The sequence below is a fragment of the Turicibacter sp. genome (assembly GCF_017941855.1).
Classification (GTDB): Bacteria; Bacillota_I; Bacilli_A; order MOL361; family Turicibacteraceae; genus Turicibacter; species Turicibacter sanguinis.
The window spans coordinates 25,521-44,634 of sequence record NZ_JAGAVR010000016.1 but is presented as its reverse complement, the minus strand read 5'-3'; the positions used below and the strand labels follow the sequence as shown (position 1 = coordinate 44,634).

Annotated in this window: 20 protein-coding genes; 17 read left to right on the top strand and 3 right to left on the bottom strand. The window is 35.8% G+C overall.

Features of this window, described 5'->3' with window-relative positions:
• Positions 1–42: 42 nt before the first annotated feature.
• Entirely contained in the window at positions 43–663 is a 621-nt protein-coding gene (locus J6D32_RS02925) for an ATPase, T2SS/T4P/T4SS family (RefSeq protein WP_262952080.1), read from the bottom strand.
• A gap of 148 nt (positions 664–811) precedes the next feature.
• Here J6D32_RS02925 and J6D32_RS02920 point away from each other — a divergent pair, with 148 nt between their 5' ends.
• The 3 genes from J6D32_RS02920 to J6D32_RS02910 all read left to right on the top strand — a co-directional run bounded on the left by J6D32_RS02920 (position 812) and on the right by J6D32_RS02910 (position 3,300).
• Positions 812–1,432 (top strand): EcsC family protein, encoded by a 621-nt coding sequence (locus tag J6D32_RS02920; protein ID WP_287467261.1) that lies wholly within the window; start codon positions 812–814, stop codon positions 1,430–1,432.
• Between the two features lie 89 nt (positions 1,433–1,521).
• A complete protein-coding gene (locus J6D32_RS02915; RefSeq protein ID WP_006785816.1) occupies positions 1,522–2,226 on the top strand; it encodes a DUF975 family protein in 705 nt (234 codons plus the stop codon).
• Between the two features lie 294 nt (positions 2,227–2,520).
• Positions 2,521–3,300, top strand: a complete 780-nt coding sequence (locus J6D32_RS02910) for a sulfite exporter TauE/SafE family protein (RefSeq protein ID WP_006785817.1) — start codon at positions 2,521–2,523, stop codon at positions 3,298–3,300.
• 96 nt (positions 3,301–3,396) lie between these two features.
• Here J6D32_RS02910 and J6D32_RS02905 read toward each other — a convergent pair whose 3' ends face one another.
• On the bottom strand, positions 3,397–3,954 hold the full coding sequence (locus J6D32_RS02905) for a hypothetical protein (protein WP_009606178.1): 558 nt from the start codon (positions 3,952–3,954) through the stop codon (positions 3,397–3,399).
• 342 nt (positions 3,955–4,296) lie between these two features.
• Here J6D32_RS02905 and J6D32_RS02900 point away from each other — a divergent pair, with 342 nt between their 5' ends.
• Entirely contained in the window at positions 4,297–5,892 is a 1,596-nt protein-coding gene (locus tag J6D32_RS02900; RefSeq protein WP_147633318.1) for an NAD(P)/FAD-dependent oxidoreductase, read from the top strand.
• A gap of 102 nt (positions 5,893–5,994) precedes the next feature.
• Positions 5,995–6,585, top strand: coding sequence for an FMN-dependent NADH-azoreductase (locus J6D32_RS02895; protein ID WP_006785820.1), 591 nt, complete (start codon positions 5,995–5,997; stop codon positions 6,583–6,585).
• Between the two features lie 38 nt (positions 6,586–6,623).
• On the opposite strand, the gene J6D32_RS02890 is transcribed toward J6D32_RS02895, so the two are convergent.
• Positions 6,624–6,932, bottom strand: a complete 309-nt coding sequence (locus tag J6D32_RS02890; RefSeq protein WP_006785821.1) for a LysM peptidoglycan-binding domain-containing protein — start codon at positions 6,930–6,932, stop codon at positions 6,624–6,626.
• 178 nt (positions 6,933–7,110) lie between these two features.
• On the opposite strand from J6D32_RS02890, the gene J6D32_RS02885 reads away from it, so the two are divergent.
• From J6D32_RS02885 to J6D32_RS02830, 12 genes are all read left to right on the top strand, one after another.
• On the top strand, positions 7,111–7,665 hold the full coding sequence (locus tag J6D32_RS02885; protein ID WP_006785822.1) for a YdcF family protein: 555 nt from the start codon (positions 7,111–7,113) through the stop codon (positions 7,663–7,665).
• A 231-nt stretch (positions 7,666–7,896) separates the two neighbouring features.
• Entirely contained in the window at positions 7,897–8,247 is a 351-nt protein-coding gene (locus J6D32_RS02880; protein WP_006785823.1) for an ArsR/SmtB family transcription factor, read from the top strand.
• 94 nt (positions 8,248–8,341) lie between these two features.
• On the top strand, positions 8,342–8,761 hold the full coding sequence (locus tag J6D32_RS02875) for a phage holin family protein (RefSeq protein ID WP_009606169.1): 420 nt from the start codon (positions 8,342–8,344) through the stop codon (positions 8,759–8,761).
• Positions 8,762–9,001: 240 nt separating this feature from the next.
• The gene (locus J6D32_RS02870; RefSeq protein WP_006785825.1) at positions 9,002–9,550 is read left to right on the top strand and encodes a hypothetical protein; all 549 of its coding nucleotides are present in this window, start codon (positions 9,002–9,004) and stop codon (positions 9,548–9,550) included.
• 166 nt (positions 9,551–9,716) lie between these two features.
• Entirely contained in the window at positions 9,717–10,508 is a 792-nt protein-coding gene (locus J6D32_RS02865) for an SGNH/GDSL hydrolase family protein (protein WP_006785826.1), read from the top strand.
• Complete coding sequence (locus J6D32_RS02860; protein ID WP_155061897.1) at positions 10,508–10,966, top strand: DUF4358 domain-containing protein; 459 nt, start codon at positions 10,508–10,510, stop codon at positions 10,964–10,966. The genes J6D32_RS02865 and J6D32_RS02860 overlap by 1 nt, the downstream gene beginning before the upstream one ends.
• Positions 10,967–11,043: 77 nt before the next feature.
• On the top strand, positions 11,044–12,366 hold the full coding sequence (locus J6D32_RS02855; protein WP_287467260.1) for an MBOAT family O-acyltransferase: 1,323 nt from the start codon (positions 11,044–11,046) through the stop codon (positions 12,364–12,366).
• Between the two features lie 11 nt (positions 12,367–12,377).
• A complete protein-coding gene (locus J6D32_RS02850) occupies positions 12,378–13,502 on the top strand; it encodes a DHHW family protein (RefSeq protein WP_040764171.1) in 1,125 nt (374 codons plus the stop codon).
• A 103-nt stretch (positions 13,503–13,605) separates the two neighbouring features.
• Positions 13,606–14,400 carry an N-acetylmuramoyl-L-alanine amidase gene (locus J6D32_RS02845; protein WP_006785830.1) on the top strand — a complete coding sequence of 265 codons (795 nt, stop codon included), beginning with the start codon at positions 13,606–13,608 and terminating at the stop codon, positions 14,398–14,400.
• A gap of 688 nt (positions 14,401–15,088) precedes the next feature.
• Complete coding sequence (locus J6D32_RS02840; protein ID WP_147633292.1) at positions 15,089–15,748, top strand: M48 family metallopeptidase; 660 nt, start codon at positions 15,089–15,091, stop codon at positions 15,746–15,748.
• Between the two features lie 207 nt (positions 15,749–15,955).
• Positions 15,956–17,212: an ammonium transporter gene (locus tag J6D32_RS02835; RefSeq protein ID WP_006785832.1), complete on the top strand. Its 1,257-nt coding sequence runs from the start codon at positions 15,956–15,958 to the stop codon at positions 17,210–17,212.
• Between the two features lie 639 nt (positions 17,213–17,851).
• Positions 17,852–19,105 (top strand): Y-family DNA polymerase, encoded by a 1,254-nt coding sequence (locus tag J6D32_RS02830; protein WP_009606174.1) that lies wholly within the window; start codon positions 17,852–17,854, stop codon positions 19,103–19,105.
• Positions 19,106–19,114: the final 9 nt, after the last annotated feature.

The window sequence follows — 19,114 nt, the reverse complement described above, 5'->3', positions numbered from 1 at the left end:
ATTGTAAAGAATCAAGACTTTATTTGTTTAATCAAAACTTTATTATAAATGAAGCAAGAGTTTTTTTAGTAGAAACACATACGTCATGCCCATTGTTTCATTCACTTGCATCTGAATGATGTCTGGCTGCTGATATTCGACTGGATCCTCAATGGTTACAATACTTTTTCCAAGCTCTTGCTTCAAATAATCAATTAGCGCATAAGTCGTTGTTGTTTTGCCAGAACCAGTCGGACCACTAATTAGCAAAAGTCCTGCTTGTTTCGTCGCCATCTGCTGAAGCGCGGCTACATTTCGATAAAAATACGGAATCTCATGAAGTTGCTTTTGGTGTGTGTGATTAATCAGCCGCAACACAAGGCTTTGATAGTGTTGAGTGGGAAGAATGGAGACCCGACAATAATAGGTAAGTTCTTGATTTTGAAGCCTCAAGAGACCTGATTGAGGTTGTTTGGGGTGCATGAGTGAGAGTGAGGCTTGGAATTTAATATAGGCTAATAGACTTTCATATTGAGTGATTAAAAGTTCTTCGTATGGGACCATAAACGCTCCGACTCGAAATTCGATGCACATCTTTTCATTCTTCATGACAAAGTGAATGTCACTCGCTTTTAATTCGTGAGCACGTTCTAAGATAGCTAAAAGTTTGGATTGAATTGGCATTGATCTTCACCTCCTGACATATATTACGCTTGAAACTTTAGGTTTCTTTTTTTTGTTTGAAAAAGATGAACGGGGTAGATACCGTTTCACGCCAACGAAATGTGATTATACTATAGTAACGAAATTTTATTAAAATAGGTGAACAGATATGAACAATAAAATAACAGAAGATAAAATGTTACAGGTTTTAGATACTTGTTATGAAAAAGCTATTCAAGGGCTACCAGGTTTTGAAACTGCTCAAGAACTTGGAGATAAATATTTAGAAAAATATCAAGATGTTGAGAAAGCCATTGATAAATTTATCGCTCTTCAAGAAGCGAAATGTATGACAAGTGGATTTATAACTGGATTGGGAGGAGTGTTAACTTTGCCGGTTGCTATCCCTGCCAATGTAGCATCGGTTTTATATGTTCAAATTCGAATGATTGCTGCTATTGCCCATATGAGAGGATATGATGTGTTAGATGACCAAGTTAAAACATTTATTTATGTGGCGTTAACTGGGAATTCTGCAGGAGAAATTTTAAAACAAAGTGGCATTCAAATTGGTGTCAAAATGGGGACATCTTTAGTAAAAAAAATCCCAGGTAAAGTGTTAACTAAAATTAATCAAAAAGTCGGATTTCGATTATTGACCAAAATGGGGAAAACAGGTGCAATTAATTTAATTAAATTAGTTCCGATTACAGGTGGAATTGTGGGAGGAGGTTTTGATTTGATTAGTACAGCTACAATTGCTAAAACAGCTAAAAAAATTTTTGTCTAAAACTTCATCCGAACTTCATGGAAAAATATTGCATAATTGATTAGAAGTCAGTAGAATAGGATTATAATTGATGAAAGTGATGTGAGAGAATGTTTTGGACAATTCCCTTTTTTATAACTGGCGGTGTTCCGTTTATTTTAGTTTTAATTGCCTTATTTCAAAAGATAGAGTGGCGTGGTGAAATTAAACGACATGCACGTGCTCAATTTCAAAATAATTCATGGGCTAAATTTGCACTAATTTATGCTGGAATTTGGATTGTGATGGCGATTGTGTCTAATCTGATTTCCTTTATCCCGCTTTTAAATGTGTTACTGAATATGGCAGTGACTGGATTGGTTGGGTATGGGTCTGTTGATGTCCTAAGAAAAATTCGTCGTGGTGAAGATTTTACGATTCGTGACTTTTTCCCGACTGATGAGTTAGGGTCGGTGATGGCCTTAACGTTTGTAAAGGATATTTACCTCTTTTTATGGTCATTATTATTTGTCATTCCAGGCATCATTAAGGGCTATTCGTATTCACAAGTTTATTATATTGCGAATGAAAATCCAGGGATGTCAGTGGATGATATCATTACTGAAAGCCGTGAAATGATGGATGGACATAAATGGGAGTTATTTATTTTACAAGTTAGTTTTATTGGTTGGGGAATTTTAGCTGCCTTAACGTTAGGGTTAGTAGGACTTTACATTTTGCCACTATACTCAATGTCTCTTTATCTATTCCACGAGTATGTCAAAAAGGGCTATCTTCAATCAAACACTCATAAAAATGTGTACACAATTTATTAAGAAGGGACTGAAAAGTCCCTTTTTTATGACGTGAAATCTGATGAGAAGAGAGGGAGATGATGAATGAGATTGAGATAAAATGGGATAATCTTTAAACCTAAAAACATTAGAATTTAGACTAAAATAAGGATTGTTTTTATGTCAAATGGGTTTTTCTTTAATAAATGAATTCAAAGTAGAAATATTGATTTATTAAAGAAAGGTAAAACATGTTAAGAATTGACTGTTTTTGTTTTTTCATTAATATAATTGAAATTTGAGAGGATAATTTTGAGTATCTTAAAGGAGGAATCGATGATGTTATATCTTGTTTATATTTTCGCAGGAATAGGGGCAGGTGTTGTAACAGGACTTGCAGGTCTTTCGGCGGCAGTCATCATTACACCTTTACTAGTCAGTATTTGTGGATGGAAGAGTTATGATGCTGTAACAGTTGCGCTTGCAGCAGATGTTTTGGCTAGTTTATTGACGGCATATACTTACTATAAAAACAAAAATATTGATTTAAAGCATGGGATGCTAGTAGCAATGACTGCTTTTGTCGGAACGATTGTTGGGAGTTACAGTGGATTTCTTTTTTCTCAGTCGCAACCAGATGGACTTGGCTATATTTCAATGTTAACAACTATTTTTCTCGGGATCAAGTTTTTAGTCAAACCCATTGAGGAAGGGCATGATGCAGAAGCTGGACTAGAACAGATTAGTAAGAAAAAAATGATACAGGCCATGATTTTTGGATGTGGAATCGGTTGGATTTGTGGTTTTACTGGAAGTGGCGGAGGAATTTTAATGCTGACAGTGTTCACTTTACATCTGGGTTATAATTTAAAAGTAGCGGTCGGAACAAGTACGATGATTATGACACTAGTGGCTTTAATTGGAACGATTAGTCATTTTTCTATGGGGGCAAGCATACAGGTTATTCCGATGTTAGTCGTGATTATCTGTTGTGTAGTAGCGGCTTATGTGAGTGCTAAATTTGCGAACAAGTGTGAGATTAAAACGTTAAATAAAGTAGTAGGAATGTGCCTTGGTATTCTTGGAATCATCACGATTTTAATCAAATTAATATAATTGAGGTTGATCAGTTACCATTTAAAATAATGGCGATAACAAAAAGGATGTCTTGCTGACATCCTTTTTGTTAGTTCTATTAAGATAGCGTATTGATTAGAGCGGAAGAATAGATCTTGTAATATGATAATTGAGCTTATAATCTCCGAGTGCGTCTTCAACGGATAAGATAATGGCATAGTTTCCTGTTTTTTTGATTTTTAGATGGTTGTAATAAGAGGTCGAATCGGTTATTTCAAACTCATCGATAACGCCGGTTTCATTGATTAGATAGTAATGATAAACGCCACTAGAGGTTGGGATAACTTCAAATTCTAGAGTTAGCTTGCTACCACGTGTTAAATTTCCTTCGTGAACGAGATAAAGACTCGTTTGAGGTTCAACAATAGCTCCACCTATTGTATAATTCACTGGAATAAACGGTTTTTGTTTGGGATAAGAGAAACGAGTCTCTGTCTTTAAGTCACTTAATTCATAGGTTACACCTGTTTCAGTGGATGTAATTTGCTCAGCGATATGATCTAAGACGGCATCACAAACCGTTGAAGTGGTGATGGTTGAAAAGGCAAAAGGACCTAATAACAGTGCTCCACTCAATGTGATAAAAATTCCTGTTATGATGATGACGAGTAAATATTTTTTGATAATAGACATGCTACCCTCCCCCCCTTAAAGTAACCGCTTACTAATAGTGTATCACATGTCTGTTTATGACGAAAGCCTTAATAGAAAAAGTTTTTTTATGGCTTAAGAAAAATAATTTCAAAAGGCATGAGAATCTCTGAAGCATTCATCTTTAGTGGCAATACTCTCTTACTTTACCGTTTACTAGATTAACTAGGGGACGGAATAGGCTCTGTGTTTTATTTGAATGATCATGTTACCTACTCTTTAAAACGTCTTATTTTAAGGGAGTTTTATCAGTGCGGAAACGTTAAATGAAATTTTTAAGTCGATTTGTGCTATAATAGGTTAGTTAAGAAAGTGAGTGATGATATGATCCGAGTATCGCAGATTAAAATTTCAATTGAGGATCCGATTGAAAAAGTAAAAGAATTAGTGTTAGCACAATTAAAGCTTCGTGAAGAAGATTTACTGGAATATAGAATTTATAAACAGTCAATTGATGCGCGTCGTCGCGGAAAAATGGAGTTCGTTTATACCGTCGATATTGCCCTTAAAAATGAAGACCAAATTTTGAAGTTAAATCGACCAAATATCGTTAAAGCACCTGAATTAAATTATGCGTATCCCTCTATGGGAGAAAAACCGATGTCTCACCGTCCAGTAGTCGTTGGCTTTGGACCTGCTGGGATGTTTTCAGCATTAATTTTAGCGGAAATGGGGTATAAACCAATCGTTCTTGAGCGTGGTGGAAGTGTGGATGACCGTGTGAAATCGATTGAGGAATTTTGGAGCGAAGGAAAGTTAGATCCAAATTCAAATGTTCAATTTGGTGAAGGTGGAGCCGGCACGTTCTCAGATGGGAAGTTAACGACGCGTGTTAAAGATTTACGTGGACGTAAGGTGTTAGAAGCGTTAGTTGAAGCGGGAGCACCAGAAGATATTTTATATATGGCACATCCTCATGTTGGGACGGATTTATTACGTGGTGTCGTTAAAAATATTCGTGAAAAAATTATTTCGCTTGGTGGAGAAGTTCGCTTCAATACACAAGTGACAGATTTTATCGTCGAAAATAATCAAATCACAGGAGTTAAAGTAAAAGGTGGAGACGTCATTGAATCTAATCATGTGATTGTGGCAATTGGACATAGTGCACGTGATACGTTCTATCACATGTATGATCGTGGGGTTCAATTTACAGCTAAACCATTTGCAGTAGGAGTTCGTGTTGAACATCCTCAAACGCTAATTGATCAAGCTCAGTATAAAGAATTTGCAGGTCATGAGAAATTAGGAGCAGCAGAATATCGTTTAACACATACGGCATCAAATGGTCGAGGCGTTTATACGTTCTGTATGTGCCCAGGTGGTTTAGTCGTTCCATCAAGTTCTGAAAAAGGGCGTCTCGTAACGAATGGAATGAGTGAACATGCGCGTGATCAAGAAAATGCGAATAGTGCCTTATTAGTGCAAGTATTTCCAGAAGACTTTGGATCAGATCATCCATTAGCAGGGGTGGAGTTCCAACGTCGTTTAGAAGAAAAAGCTTTTGGTATGGGTGGAAGTAATTACACAGCCCCAGCTCAACTTGTTGGGGACTTCTTAAAAGGACAAGCGTCTAAAAAACTTGGAAGTGTGACCCCTTCTTATGCATTAGGTGTTAAATTAACGAATTTGAATAAATTATTACCAGATTATATTACAGATGCCATGCGTGAAGGCTTAATTGCATTTGATCGTAAACTAAAAGGATTTGGGATGCATGACGCTGTGATGACGGGAGTCGAGTCTCGTTCATCTTCTCCAGTACGTATTGATCGTGATAGCGAAAGTTTACAATCATTAACGGTTAAAGGGATTTATCCATCAGGTGAAGGAGCTGGATTTGCAGGTGGAATCGTCTCAGCGGGTATCGATGGAATTAAATGTGCTGAGGCATTGGTTCGTGAATTTCACAAAATGTAATTAAAATTAAATAATTAGATAAAACGCGTTATAAATTCATCGTATTTCATCATATTATGATAGGGATTAAAGAGCATTAAAATCATATTACGAGGTGAATTTATGGCGCGTCTTTTATATATAAAGGCTAATCCGAAAGCTAATGATCAGTCGTTAACCTTTACATTATCTGATTTTTTTATTAAACAATATCAATTATCACATCCAAATGACACGGTCGAAGTGTTAGATTTGTATCAAACGATTATGCCGATTATGGATTGTGAGCGATTAGCATTGTATAATCAAGGAAAAGAAACAGAAATTCGGCATTTAGCAGAGCAATTTAAATCTTTTGATAAGTGTGTGATTGCGGCCCCCGTTTGGAATCATAGTTTTCCAGCGATGCTAAAAATTTATTTAGATAATATCGTGTATCGTCATGTGACATTTGGTTATCAAGACGGAAAAGTAGCTGGTCTTTGTTCGGATATGAAAGTGATGTATATTTCAACATCCGGACAACCTTATAGCGGCAATCGTTCTTTTTTAAATCATCATGTTTCGCAAGTTGAAGCTGTGCTGAGTCTCGTTGGAATTACTGACGTGGATTCAATTACCCTTTGGGGACGTAACAGTTTTAACGAGGATCAACTCAAACAACAAATTTGTTTACTACAAAATCAAATGGTTCAAAAAGCCAAACAGTTTTAAAAAAAAGGTCACAAAGCCAAATGCTTCGTGACCTTTTTTTAAGGCTTCAATTTAATTACTTGACCAGGTGCTAATTGTAAATCTTCATTTAACATCAATAATTCTTCAGGTGTTAATTTAAACCGAATGAGTAGATCTTGAATCGTTTCATCTGATTTAACGACGTGTTGATTGAGATGTGGAAGTAGGGGAACTTTAATTTGACGGTTAGCTTTAATAATGAGGGGTTGATTTCCATTCAGTTGGATCAATACTTTTGGAGTAGTTTGAAACAGATTGGCAATCGTTTGAATTGAATCAGTCGATTTAATCATATAATTTGCTACTTCAATACGTTCATTTTCCATACGACTCACTTCCTTCCTTTTCTTCACGTCATGATGTAAGAAATCGCTTTATCTACTATAACGTATGCAAAGAGATTGGGCAATTGACCTATTTTAACTCATTATTTTAGTCATCAAATAAACACAATTTTGACTTTCACTCATACCATACAGTAAAAGAGTGAAAGGAGGAGTACAGATGAGTAATATTTTAATTGCTTGGGTAACCTATACGATTGTCTTACATCTTGAAATGAACAGTTCATTGCACGAAGAATTAGAAGCAGACATCAATCAGCTTATTATTTTAGGTTCATTACTTCATAGTAATGAAGTAAGTACGACTCTTCGTTCTCGACTTGAAAAAGGGGCTTTGCTTCTTCATGAAAATCCTCAGCTACGTGTCATTGTGACGGGAGGAAATGGAACAGATTTGAAACTTCCAGAGGCCCATATCATGAAAAACGTATTGATAGAAGAATTTGGGATTTCAGAAGATCGTATTATCGTTGAAGATTTAGCCAGAAATACATTTGAAAATTTATTGTTTTGTAAACCTTTAATTAAAGAAGAACGCGTTGCGATTGTAACCAGTGAATTTCACAGCATTAGAACGAGATTACTTGCTCACCGATTACATCTTAACTGTCAGCTTATTGGAGCGAAAACTGATTCAAGAAAACGATATAAGTGGGAATTAAGGGAACAGTTAGCACTTGTGAAATCTTTATTTTTAGATCGAGAAAAACGGTAAAATTTAATCATATTTGTTAGGAATTGATGTTTTTACAAGAAAGTATTGAACTTTCTATTCTGAAGGACTATAATCAACTCATCAGTCGAAACTATAAGTCCCGATAAGTTTTCTAGAGTTTTTGAAAACTTTAACAAGACTATAGTTTCTATTCGTACTAAAGTATTTGAATAATGATGACTGAAATCAGATCGTGACAGGATTAATCAGTCAGTATATAGAGGTGAGTTCGTGGAAGCATGTTGTGTTGATTCAATTCATAATGATGTCATTAAAAAAGTAAAAGATGTCATGCCAAGTGATGAAGAATTACTGAAATTATCAGATTTATATAAAGCGATGGGAGACTTGACTCGTATTCGAATCATCTCAGCCCTTGTTAACTCGGAAATGTGTGTGTGTGATTTAGCCTCCTTACTAGATATGACACACTCAGCGATTTCACATCAGTTACGTGTTTTAAGACAGGCTCATTTAGTCTCGTTTCGTAAAGAGGGAAAAGTCGTTTACTATTCTTTAGATGATAATCATATTAAAATGTTATATGAACAAGGATTAGTCCATGTTTTACATCAACATTAAAAAAGAAATCAGTGCGTACCGCTGATTTCTTTTTTGCTTTTTGCACACTAAATGAGAGAGAGGAAGATATTCATTAGAGAAAGGGGGATAAAAAATGATGAGAATATTAATGATTGTCGTCTTATTAGTCATTGTTGATTTTTTTACTGGCTATGTGAAGGCCTATTTGAAGTGTCAGTTAAATAGTTCAGTGGGATTAGATGGATTGATTCGTAAGGCCATGATTTTATTTTCGATGCTTGTGTTTAAATTACTCGATGAGATGCTTGGCTTTAATTTACTCAATTTATTACCAAGTGAGGGGATGTTATTTTTTTGTGAAATGGGAGTGGAGAACGTCGGATTAATGGAGATTTTAGGAGGTGGTGTAGTGTTGCAAGAGGGGACCTCGATTTTAGAAAATCTTCATGAACTCGGAGTACCTATTCCTACGGTTTTGGCGCGACGTATTGAACGAATTAAAGAGGTGTTTTTGGATGAAAGGGGAGATAAATACGAATCAACCGACGGATGATGGGATGATTGCAGCAAGGGTTAGGGCTTAAATTAAATTGGGATGAGAAATGAATGATGAGCTTTTCTGTTTAACGAATATATGAGACGACGGTTAAAGAGATATCACGAAATAGTTTTTTTGTCATAGGATGTAGTATAAACAGTGAGATAAATGAATAAATTGATACAAATGAGGGTTTGTATCCTGAAAAAGAGTAGCGTGTAACTACTCTTTTTTTGTACCAGGGGGAGTGAGAACATGATTGTGAATGAAGAAGGAATTTTAGAGTTTTTAAGTCAAACGAAAGACGCATTAGACTCTTATATCAATTTACGAAATACAAATATCTTAAGTGTTGCCTTTACAAAGGATGAATATGATGATTTTTTAAGTTTACTCTTTCATTTACAAATGTATGAACGCGAGTTAAACGAACTCATTGAAACGGAAGACTTAAAAGATGAACTTGTTCTGTGCTTAGCTGAGTTACTTATTTTCGATATTATTGAAGTTTGCCGTGAATTGCATGATGATTACGGCGAAGAAGCTCAATTAAAAGTTAGATATGGAGAACTTGATGAAGCTAAAATTGCGGTCATTCGATTGCTAAAAGGATTTCACCGGCCTTTAGTGGCAGATTGGCAGACACTTGATGAGGTCGCGACTGATGCTAAATTATTTATTACGATTGAAACTAAAGGAGACTATGCCTATTTTAAATCACATGAAACACAAAAAGACGCGTATTTGTATGCTATTAGTCATGGGATTGCAAAAGATCAGGTGTTTAATCGATTATTAATATGACCTCTTAGGAGGTCTTTTTTTGATAGGGATAACTGAAGATTCAACAAAGAAAAGGCTTTTGTCGCTATCTTTTATTAGAGGGGAATGTCAGGAAATATCTTCAATTAGCGTAATAAAATGAGGGGCGAGAAGCGTATAGTTTAATATAAAGTAAGGGGGGATCAGGGTGGGAATCAATCGCTTTAAACGATGGGTTTGGCAAGGTCGTTATCTTATTTTTTGTATCGTTACAATGATAATGGTTGTTTGTTTTTTACGTACTAAAGGAACAAATTCACAAGAAAGTGGGATAGCTCCGTATCAAGAAGAAAGTGTCCAAGTTTTGAAAAAATTAGAGGAAGTGAGTGTGAGTGAAGTACTAGACATGATTGCAAATAAACAAGCTAAAGAGCCCGATAGATTAGAAATAAATCAAGAAGAATGTGATTTTAAACAATACTTTGCGTCTTCTGTTTTTATGGGAGACTCGATTGTTGAGGCCTTTACCGCGTATGATTATTTAGATCCTTCTTCTGTTGTAGCGAAAGTTGGACTTCGACTTGCAACAGCAGAGGAAGAAGTTCAAAAAGTCATTCGTTTAAGTCCTGATGAAGTCTTTTTACTTTTCGGTGCGAATGATTTACTCGTCTATAAAACGGCGGATCAATACATTGAACGATATGAGGCCTTAATTCAAGAAATGAAACAGGCATTACCTCATTTAAAGGTTTATATTGTGTCTATTTTTCCGATTCGAGAAGATATCGCCAAAAATATACCTGAGTTAAGTTTAGAACGTGTCACAGTTTTTAATGAGGCATTAAAGACATTATGTGAGGTGTCAGATTATCGTTTTTTAGATGTGGCTTCTTATGTGAGGGAAGACATGTATGAACCGGATGGAATTCATGTAAAATCGACGTTTTATCCGATTTGGATGCAAGTGATTAAAGCGTATAAGGAGGCAGAGCCAAAGTGATGAAAAAGTTAAGCATCTTGGTTTTAGGAAGCTTTATTTTAATCAGTATGTTAACAGGATGCGAGAAAGCAACCAATGTCTCACTAGAGCAGATTAAAGAGGCGCTACTCGTCGATGAAACGCGGGTTAAAGAGGTGGGGAGTAAGGAGTTAAGACGGTTCATTGGAGTTAATCCAAATGAGATTTTGGGTTATGTTTATTACGTGTCGATTTCATCGATGGAAGTTGAAGAGATATTGGTTGTCGAGGTTAAAGATCGTTCGCAACTTGAGGACATCGAGTCAATGGTTGAGGCTCGCGTTGAAAGTCAAATCAATCGTTTTAGCGGCTATAAGCCAGAAAATTGTAGCTTACTAGATAACTATGAGCTAAAAGTTCGAGGGAGTTATTTGTTTTTTGCGGTATCAAACGAAGTCGACACATACTGTGATGCCTTTTTGAATGCATTTAGGAAGTAGGGTGAGAATCAATGGTTTTTAGTAGCTTGTTTTTCATGTTTGTCTTTTTTCCTATCGTGTTTCTGGCTTATTTTTTGATGCCAAGACGGGGACGAAATCTCGTTTTATTAATCGCAAGTTTAGTATTTTATGCGTGGGGAGAGCCAAAATATATCGTCTTGATGCTTTTATCCATTGTTGTTAATTACGTGTTGGTTCTTTTGATGGAAAAAAATCCGAATCAAAAAAAAATCTTATTTATGGTGGCACTTCTTTTTAATTTAGGGTTACTTGGATTTTTTAAATACTATGATTTTTTCATTGAAAATGTTAATTACCTCTTTCATTTAAGCTTAGAGGGTCAACATATCCCGCTTCCGATTGGAATTTCATTTTACACGTTTCAAATTTTATCGTATGTTATTGATGCATATACTGGAAAAACTAAAGCGCAACAAAATATTATTTCATTCGCCTTGTATGTCACGATGTTTCCACAACTTGTAGCGGGACCGATTGTCAAATACACTGACATCCAAATTCAATTAAGCGAACGTCAGGAGAGTTTTGAAAAGATTGGATTAGGTGCGGAGCGCTTTATCGCAGGTCTTGCTAAAAAGGTGTTGCTTGCGAATACTATTGGGTATTTATTTACAACGATTCAAGAGATGGAATTTGGTAGTTTGTCAGTCCTAACGGCATGGCTTGGTATGATTGCTTTTACATTACAAATTTACTTTGATTTTAGTGGATATTCAGATATGGCGATCGGTCTTGGAAAAATGTTTGGCTTCGATTTTTTAGAAAATTTTAATGATCCGTATATTTCAAAAAGTGTCACGGAGTTTTGGCGACGTTGGCACATGTCACTGGGAGGGTGGTTTCGAGAATATGTTTATATTCCACTTGGAGGAAATCGATTAGGAATAAAAAAACAAATCAGGAATTTACTGATTGTATGGTTATTAACTGGACTTTGGCATGGAGCGAGTTGGAATTTTGTGATATGGGGCGTTTATTATGGCGTCTTGCTTTTTATTGAAAAAATCATCTTAAAGCAATGGCTTGAAAAATGGCCTTCATGGTTAAGACATGCGTATACATTAATCCTTGTGATCATAGGTTGGACGTTTTTTAGTATTGAAAATCTAGGGGACTCCTTTTCTTATTTAAAGGTGATGTTTGGATTTTCAGGACACGCGTTGTATGATAAAACGTCGATGTATTATTTGATGAGTTATGGCCTCTTATTGATTCTAGGAGTTATTTGTTCGACGCCACTTTTAAAACAGATTCAAATGACCTTAAAAAGCACCAGGTGGGGTGGATTACTGCTAGTGGTGCAAGTCACGCTCCTTCTTTTAAGTACGGCTTATTTGGTGACAACGACGTATAATCCATTTCTATATTTCAGGTTTTAGGAGATGAGCTCATGAGGAAAGGGATGTATTGGAGTAGTTTAGCGTGTGTGTGGGTGATTTTTATTTTTGTGTTTTTTACGTTGAATTTATTAAGTGATAATGTAGCATTTTCAGAAATGGAGAACCGGAGCTTAGCACAAAAACCAACGTTTAAATGGGATCGGGTGCTAGAAGGTCGTTATAGCAGTAAATATGAAAAATATGTAAACGATCAGTTTTTTGGGCGAGATGCTTGGGTCCAAATGAAGTCTCAAACCGATTTGTTACTTGGACAAAAGGAGAATAATGGTGTCTACTTTGGATCTGATGATTATTTAATAGAGGCTTTTCATCCCGCTTCAGAGGAGATTCTTAATCAAAATCTGATAGCGATTAATGATTTTTCTAAGGAGTTAAAAACGTCTTTTTTAATGGTTCCCAATGCGGTCTATGTGTTAAGTGACAAACTTCCAAGAGAGGCACCGGTTATCGATCAACAGGCGTCTATTTTAAATTTTGCGAGTCAGTTAAGAGAGGATATCTTATTTGTAAATGCTACTGAAGCATTGAAATCGCATAAAGAAGAAGCGATTTACTATAAGAATGATCACCACTGGTCAACTCTTGGTGCCTACTATACATTTTTACAGTTGGCAAAGAGTTTGGATTTAGAAGTGGATTTGGACTATCATGTTTTAACGGTCACGGAGTCATTTGATGGAACGTTGAGTGCGAAAAGTGGATTTGAAGCGAGAAGTTTAGATACGATTGAGGTGTATTTACCACAAACGGATGTTTTGTATGTCGTAACGTATGTAGAAGAACAGCAAAAAAGCACTACGGTTTATCAAACAGAGGCGTTAGAGGGAAGAGATAAATACACTGTTTTTTTAGGTGGCAATCATTCGCTAGTTAAAATTCAAACGACCTCTTCAAGTGAGAATCGGTTGCTAGTCCTTAAAGATTCTTATGCCAATGCCTTGATTCCTTTTTTGATTCCGTATTATGATGAGATTTTAGTGGTGGATCCGCGTTATTATTTTGATGATTTAGAGGCACTCATTGAAAAGGAAAAGATTAATGAATTGTTATATGTCTATAATGCGAATACTTTTTTTAGCGACAATTCTTTGAATTTAGTCTTAAATAATGACTAAAAAAAGCAGAGCAAAAAAGAGACATTGGCAAAACGCCCATTCCTCTATTGTGCTTTTCGCATATATAAATAGTGGGCACTTATTAAAATAGAGGAGTGATAGAATGCCTTATATTGTAGTGGATGCAGGACATGGTGGACATGATAAAGGAGCTCATTATCATGGGTATAATGAAAAAGATATTACCTTAACAGTGGCAACCAAAGTAACAGCTCGCTTAAGAGAGCTTGGATTTAAGGTGACACAGTTACGAACAGATGATACATATGTTGGAAATGCCTCAGCCAGAGGACGCGAAATTGCTGAATTACAACCTAATTTAGCGATTAGTATTCATGTTAATAGCGCAGGTGGTGGAGGGGAATCAAGTGGAGCGGAGATCTATACCCCACTTAAAGAAGATAGTGCACGTTTTGAATATTATTTAAAACAAGAATTAAGTCGTTTAAATAATTTCCGTGCGATTTATTCAAAAGCCTATACAGGTGAGCTTTATGAACGATTTATTGATCCTGAAACCTTAAGATATACACAAACGTATAATTATACGGATTATTATGGAATTATCCGTGAATCTTGGCGTGGAGGTGTTTCAACGGATATTATTGAAATGTTTTATTTAGATAATGAAGCGGATTTATATACGTTCTTAAATCAAGAAGATGCTTATGTTGAAGCAATTGTTGTCTCATTATGTAAAGCGTTTAATGTAGATTATGAACGTGGAGGACTACGAACAGAAGAATCAGACTTAGTGAAAGAAACGAAAAAAGAAACCTATTATCGTGTGATTTGTGGTTCTTATTCAAGCTTAAATGATGCGAAACAAGTTCAACAAAATTTAGTGAATCAAAATTATTCAGGGGTATGGATTCAACCGGTTGAAATGAAACGTTAACGAAATGAAAAGGTAAGATTCTCTTACCTTTTTTTTTATGTTATCATAAATTTAACGAGGTGAATCAGGAGCGTTTTACATGTGTTAAATGGAAGGATGCAGTTTAATGAATTTAAGTGAGCGAATCGGATGAAACCAGGAGAGGGATATGTTTTATTTAATCAAGCAATGTATGTGAAAGGGAAAAGCTATTATCTTTTCTGAATCATCTAGTTAAACTCGAATTAAAGCGTGAAAAATCACCTCAAAAGAATATTAAGCTATTGTCCTACAGTTGTTCATTCCATTAGTGATAAATTTATTTAGTCAAATCAGATTTTATTTTAAACACGATCTGTTTGGTCAACTGAATCAGTTGAGATTAATTGCTCTTTTAGAATAGATTAACTTTCAAGGAATGATTTCTCTAAAAGCTCAAGGCTAAAGGAAACGGGCGCTTTAATTTACTATCGTCAGTTCGTTTGTCAAAGGAAATGAAAAGTCTTTTTATCAAAAAGAAGCGGTGATTCAATGTTTGAGTTACGTTGAAGAAGGATAAAAAATTAAGACTTACATCAAGTTAAACCCCAATAAGAGCAAAGAGGACTTGATCTTGTCCTTGGTGAAACAAGGTGAAGCTGATGGACTGCGTTAATTGATGAAGGTCGAAAAAAAATAAAGAAAAGGTTAGCAAGGATGGGGAAGCAACATGAAATTACAATTCGAGACGTTTGAAGTTTTACTTGAACGTAAAAATATTAAAAATATGTACTTAAAAATTAGACCAAGTGGTGAAATTGTCGTGACGGCGAATTCGAAGATGGAACTTTCGTTTATTAAAGACTTTATTTTATCTAAAGAAACTTGGATCCATCAAAAGCTGCAGCAGATAGCGAATACTTCAACGGTTCTGTCAAAAGATGAGATTCGTTATTTGGGGAAGACATTAAAAAAGCGTCGATTGGCTTCTAATCACACGTGTTTTTCAATTGAGGCAGATAGTTTACGACAAGAAATGCCGCCAAGTGTCAGCGAAGAGAGGGCTGAACGGTTATGTGAGGCGTGGCTTCAAAAGCAGTTAGAAGCGTTAATTCATCAATATATGAGAAAGTATTGGCGATATTTTGAGCAGTCAGGAATTCGGCCTGTTGAAGTGAAATATCGTCAAATGATATCAACATGGGGTGTTTGCCGTCCTGTTAGAGGGAGTATTACGTTTAATAAGCGTTTGATCCATGAGAAAGAGACGTTTATTGAATATGTGGTGGTTCACGAATTATGCCATTTGATTCATCCTAATCATAGTACGAAGTTTTATGAGTTAGTCGCTTGTTTATTACCTCAGTGGAAAGTATATGCTAAAAAATAATTTTTCAAAAAAAACAGTAAACTTTTCCATAAAATGGTAATATAATGAGGTATAGACAAAGAGGTCTTAGATAAAAGATAAAAGGTGGACAAAGGCGTTCTCAAAAGAGGACGCCTTTTTGATTTTCTTCTGACGTCAAAGAACAATCGTAACTCACCCCATTTCGTTAAAGAAAACAGTTTTTTAAAAATTGAGGAGGGAATGAATATGACGATTGATTTAAGTGTAGTGATTGATACGCTATGGATGGTCATAGCATCCATTTTAGTGTTTTCGATGCAAGCTGGTTTTGCTTTAGTAGAAAGTGGATTTACACGGTCTAAAAATGCCGCCAACATTATGATGAAAAACTTTATGGATTATTCCATTGGAACGATTATTTTCTTTATTGTTGGGTTTTCACTTATGTTCCATGGTAGTGTTGCCGGTTTATTTGGTATTCCGGATTTATGTGTAAGTGGTGATTATACCTCTTTAGGATTGATAGTTCCGCTACTTGCTTTCGTCTTTTTCCAAAGTGTGTTTTGCTCAACTTCAGTGACGATTGTTTCAGGAGCCGTAGCTGAACGAATGAAATTTTCAAGCTATCTGATTTTTAGTTCCTTGATGACGGCTATTATTTATCCGATTAGTGGTCACTGGGTTTGGGGTGGCGGTTGGTTAGCACAACTTGGATTTCATGATTTCGCTGGTTCATCAGTTGTCCATGCGCTAGGTGGATTTGCCGCTCTTGCTGGTATTATATTGCTTGGAGCTCGGCGTGGAAAATTTAATCAAGATGGGAGTTCAAATACTATTCATGGTCATAGCCTAACAATGGCTGCTCTTGGTGTTTTTATTTTATGGATTGGATGGTTTGGATTTAATGCAGGTTCAACATTAACTGCGAGCGATCCATGGGCCATTGCTCATGTTGTCATGACCACCAATTTAGCACCAGCAGCGGCGGCTGTTACAACGTTGATGATGTCATGGTTCAAAGGCAAACCAAGTGTGGGAGCGGCATTAAATGGTTCATTGGCTGGATTAGTCGCTATCACGGCAGGTTGTGATTTAGTTTCACCACTAGGAGCGATTGCGATTGGGGTCATTGCCGGAATGGTTATGATGTTTGGAAATGATTTATTAGAGCGAAAATTTAAACTTGATGATGCAGTAGGGGCAATTCCTGTTCACGGTTTTTGTGGGGTTGTCGGAACAATTTTGACTGGACTATTTAGTACAAGCAACGGCTTGTTTTATACCGGAAGCTTTAGCTTTTTAGGAATTCAAATAATAGGTGCCTTCGTGATTGCTTTGTGGGGATTTGTCATGGGATATCTTCTACTAGCTCTTTTGAAAAAAATCAGTGGAATACGGGTAAGTGCAACAGAGGAAGAGAATGGATTGGATTTATCTGAACATGCTGAATCTGCTTACGGTGAATTTTTACTCAAAGAAGATGTCAAAACATCTGAAAACTAAAAAAACACCCTAGCTCTGAATTGAACTAGGGTGTTTAACTATCAAAAAGGAGGCCAATAGGCCTCATGAAAAGTAAATAAATTTGGGGTAAATTTATTGGTTCTCTGGAAAAGAGAGTAAACTAGATTGGTTCATCTAATTTTCAAAATATAGAAAAGAACAGCCATTCAAGTGGCTTGTTTCAATAATAACATATTTTTCCTTAAAATGAAAGTGTTTTTGGATAAAAATGTAATAAAAAGCCAATAAATGTAATAAAATGTTATCTAAAAGAGGTGCAATTCTTTCTAAACTCTAAAATAGAGGATTTAATTGAAAGGGGAGTGAAATTGTAAAGAAAGGAAGCAAGTGAAGATGAGATCAATGCGTTTAAATAGTGTTAGCTATCTTATTTTAGTTGGAACTCGTTTAGTTGTTTAATGAAAAAACTAAACGACCTAGCGTAAATAAATAATATGACTATTTATGAAACCTTGTTAAAGGATTAGAAAAAAGAAGTGTTCTCTCGGACACTTCTTTTTTTCGGAGTTTTAATGATATATTTTTTCACAATCCGAACAAAAGTTTAATTTTTATTGACAAAAAAGGTAAATCTTATGCTATACTATAACAAACAAATGTTCGAAAGAAGTGGTAAGAATGGAAACGAAAACTAGGTTTCGTTCTATTTTGTGTATTGATTTGAAAAGTTTTTATGCTAGTTGCGAGTGTGTCGCTAGAGGGTATGATCCCTTTCAGGTTTCCCTTGCCGTTGTTGGAAGAATGGGGGAATCAGGGAGCATCGTTCTCGCAGTTTCCCCCGCTTTAAAAAGACAAGGAGCCAAATCAAGGTGTCGAGTTTATGAGTTAGAAGGTTATCAAAATGTATGGTTTGTCCCATGTAGAATGAATCACTATTTGAAAGTATCACAAGATATTTTGAAAATATATTTGAGGTATGTTTCTTATGAGGACCTTCATATTTATTCAATTGATGAGGTATTCATCGACATCACGTCATATTTGCGTTTATACAAATGTGATGCATACACGTTAGCTAAGCAGATGATGTGCGATATTTTAAAAGAGACGGGAATTCCCTCAACTTGTGGAATTGGTCCGAATTTATTACTTGCTAAAGTTGCCCTTGATATAGAAGCAAAGAAGGCCGTTAATGGCATTGCACAGTGGAGTTATACAGATGTTAAGACAAAATTATGGCCATTGACCCCGTTATCTAAGATGTGGGGAATCGGTATTCAGCTTGAAAAACGTTTAAACCGGATGGGGATGTATTGTGTTGGAGATATTGCACAATATCCACTTGACTTTTTAAAACGTGAATTTGGTGTTTTAGGTGAACAATTATATCAGCATAGTCATGGAATTGACGAGAGTGATTTACATGACGTTTATCAAAGTAGGTATCCAACAATCGGAGGAGGTCAGGTTTTAATGCGAGATTATTATGCTTATGATATTAAAACAATCTTACTAGAGCAGGTTGAGGAAGTGATGTTCCGCTTACGAAAGAAAAATCTTTATTGTGAAGTGGTGCATCTGGCAATCGGCTATAGTAAATCCGTTAGAGGTGGATTTTCTAGACAAACAAAACTTTCTCAGGCAACTGATTTGACAGAATCCGTATTTGAAGCCTGCTTGAGACTATTCGAGGCCAATTACACAGGACAACCGATTCGAAAAGTGTCCATTTCACTTGGTGGATTAGTTGAGCGTGGGCAAACTCAACTTAGCTTATTTGAAGACGTGACGAAAAAACAGCAGTTGAGTTATGCGATGGATGAAATTAGAATAAAGCATGGTAAAAATGCCTTGTTACGAGCTATTTCTTATGAAAAGGGAGCAACAGGACGTTATCGTAATACGTTAATGGGTGGTCATCAGGCAGAATAAAGAGGAGGT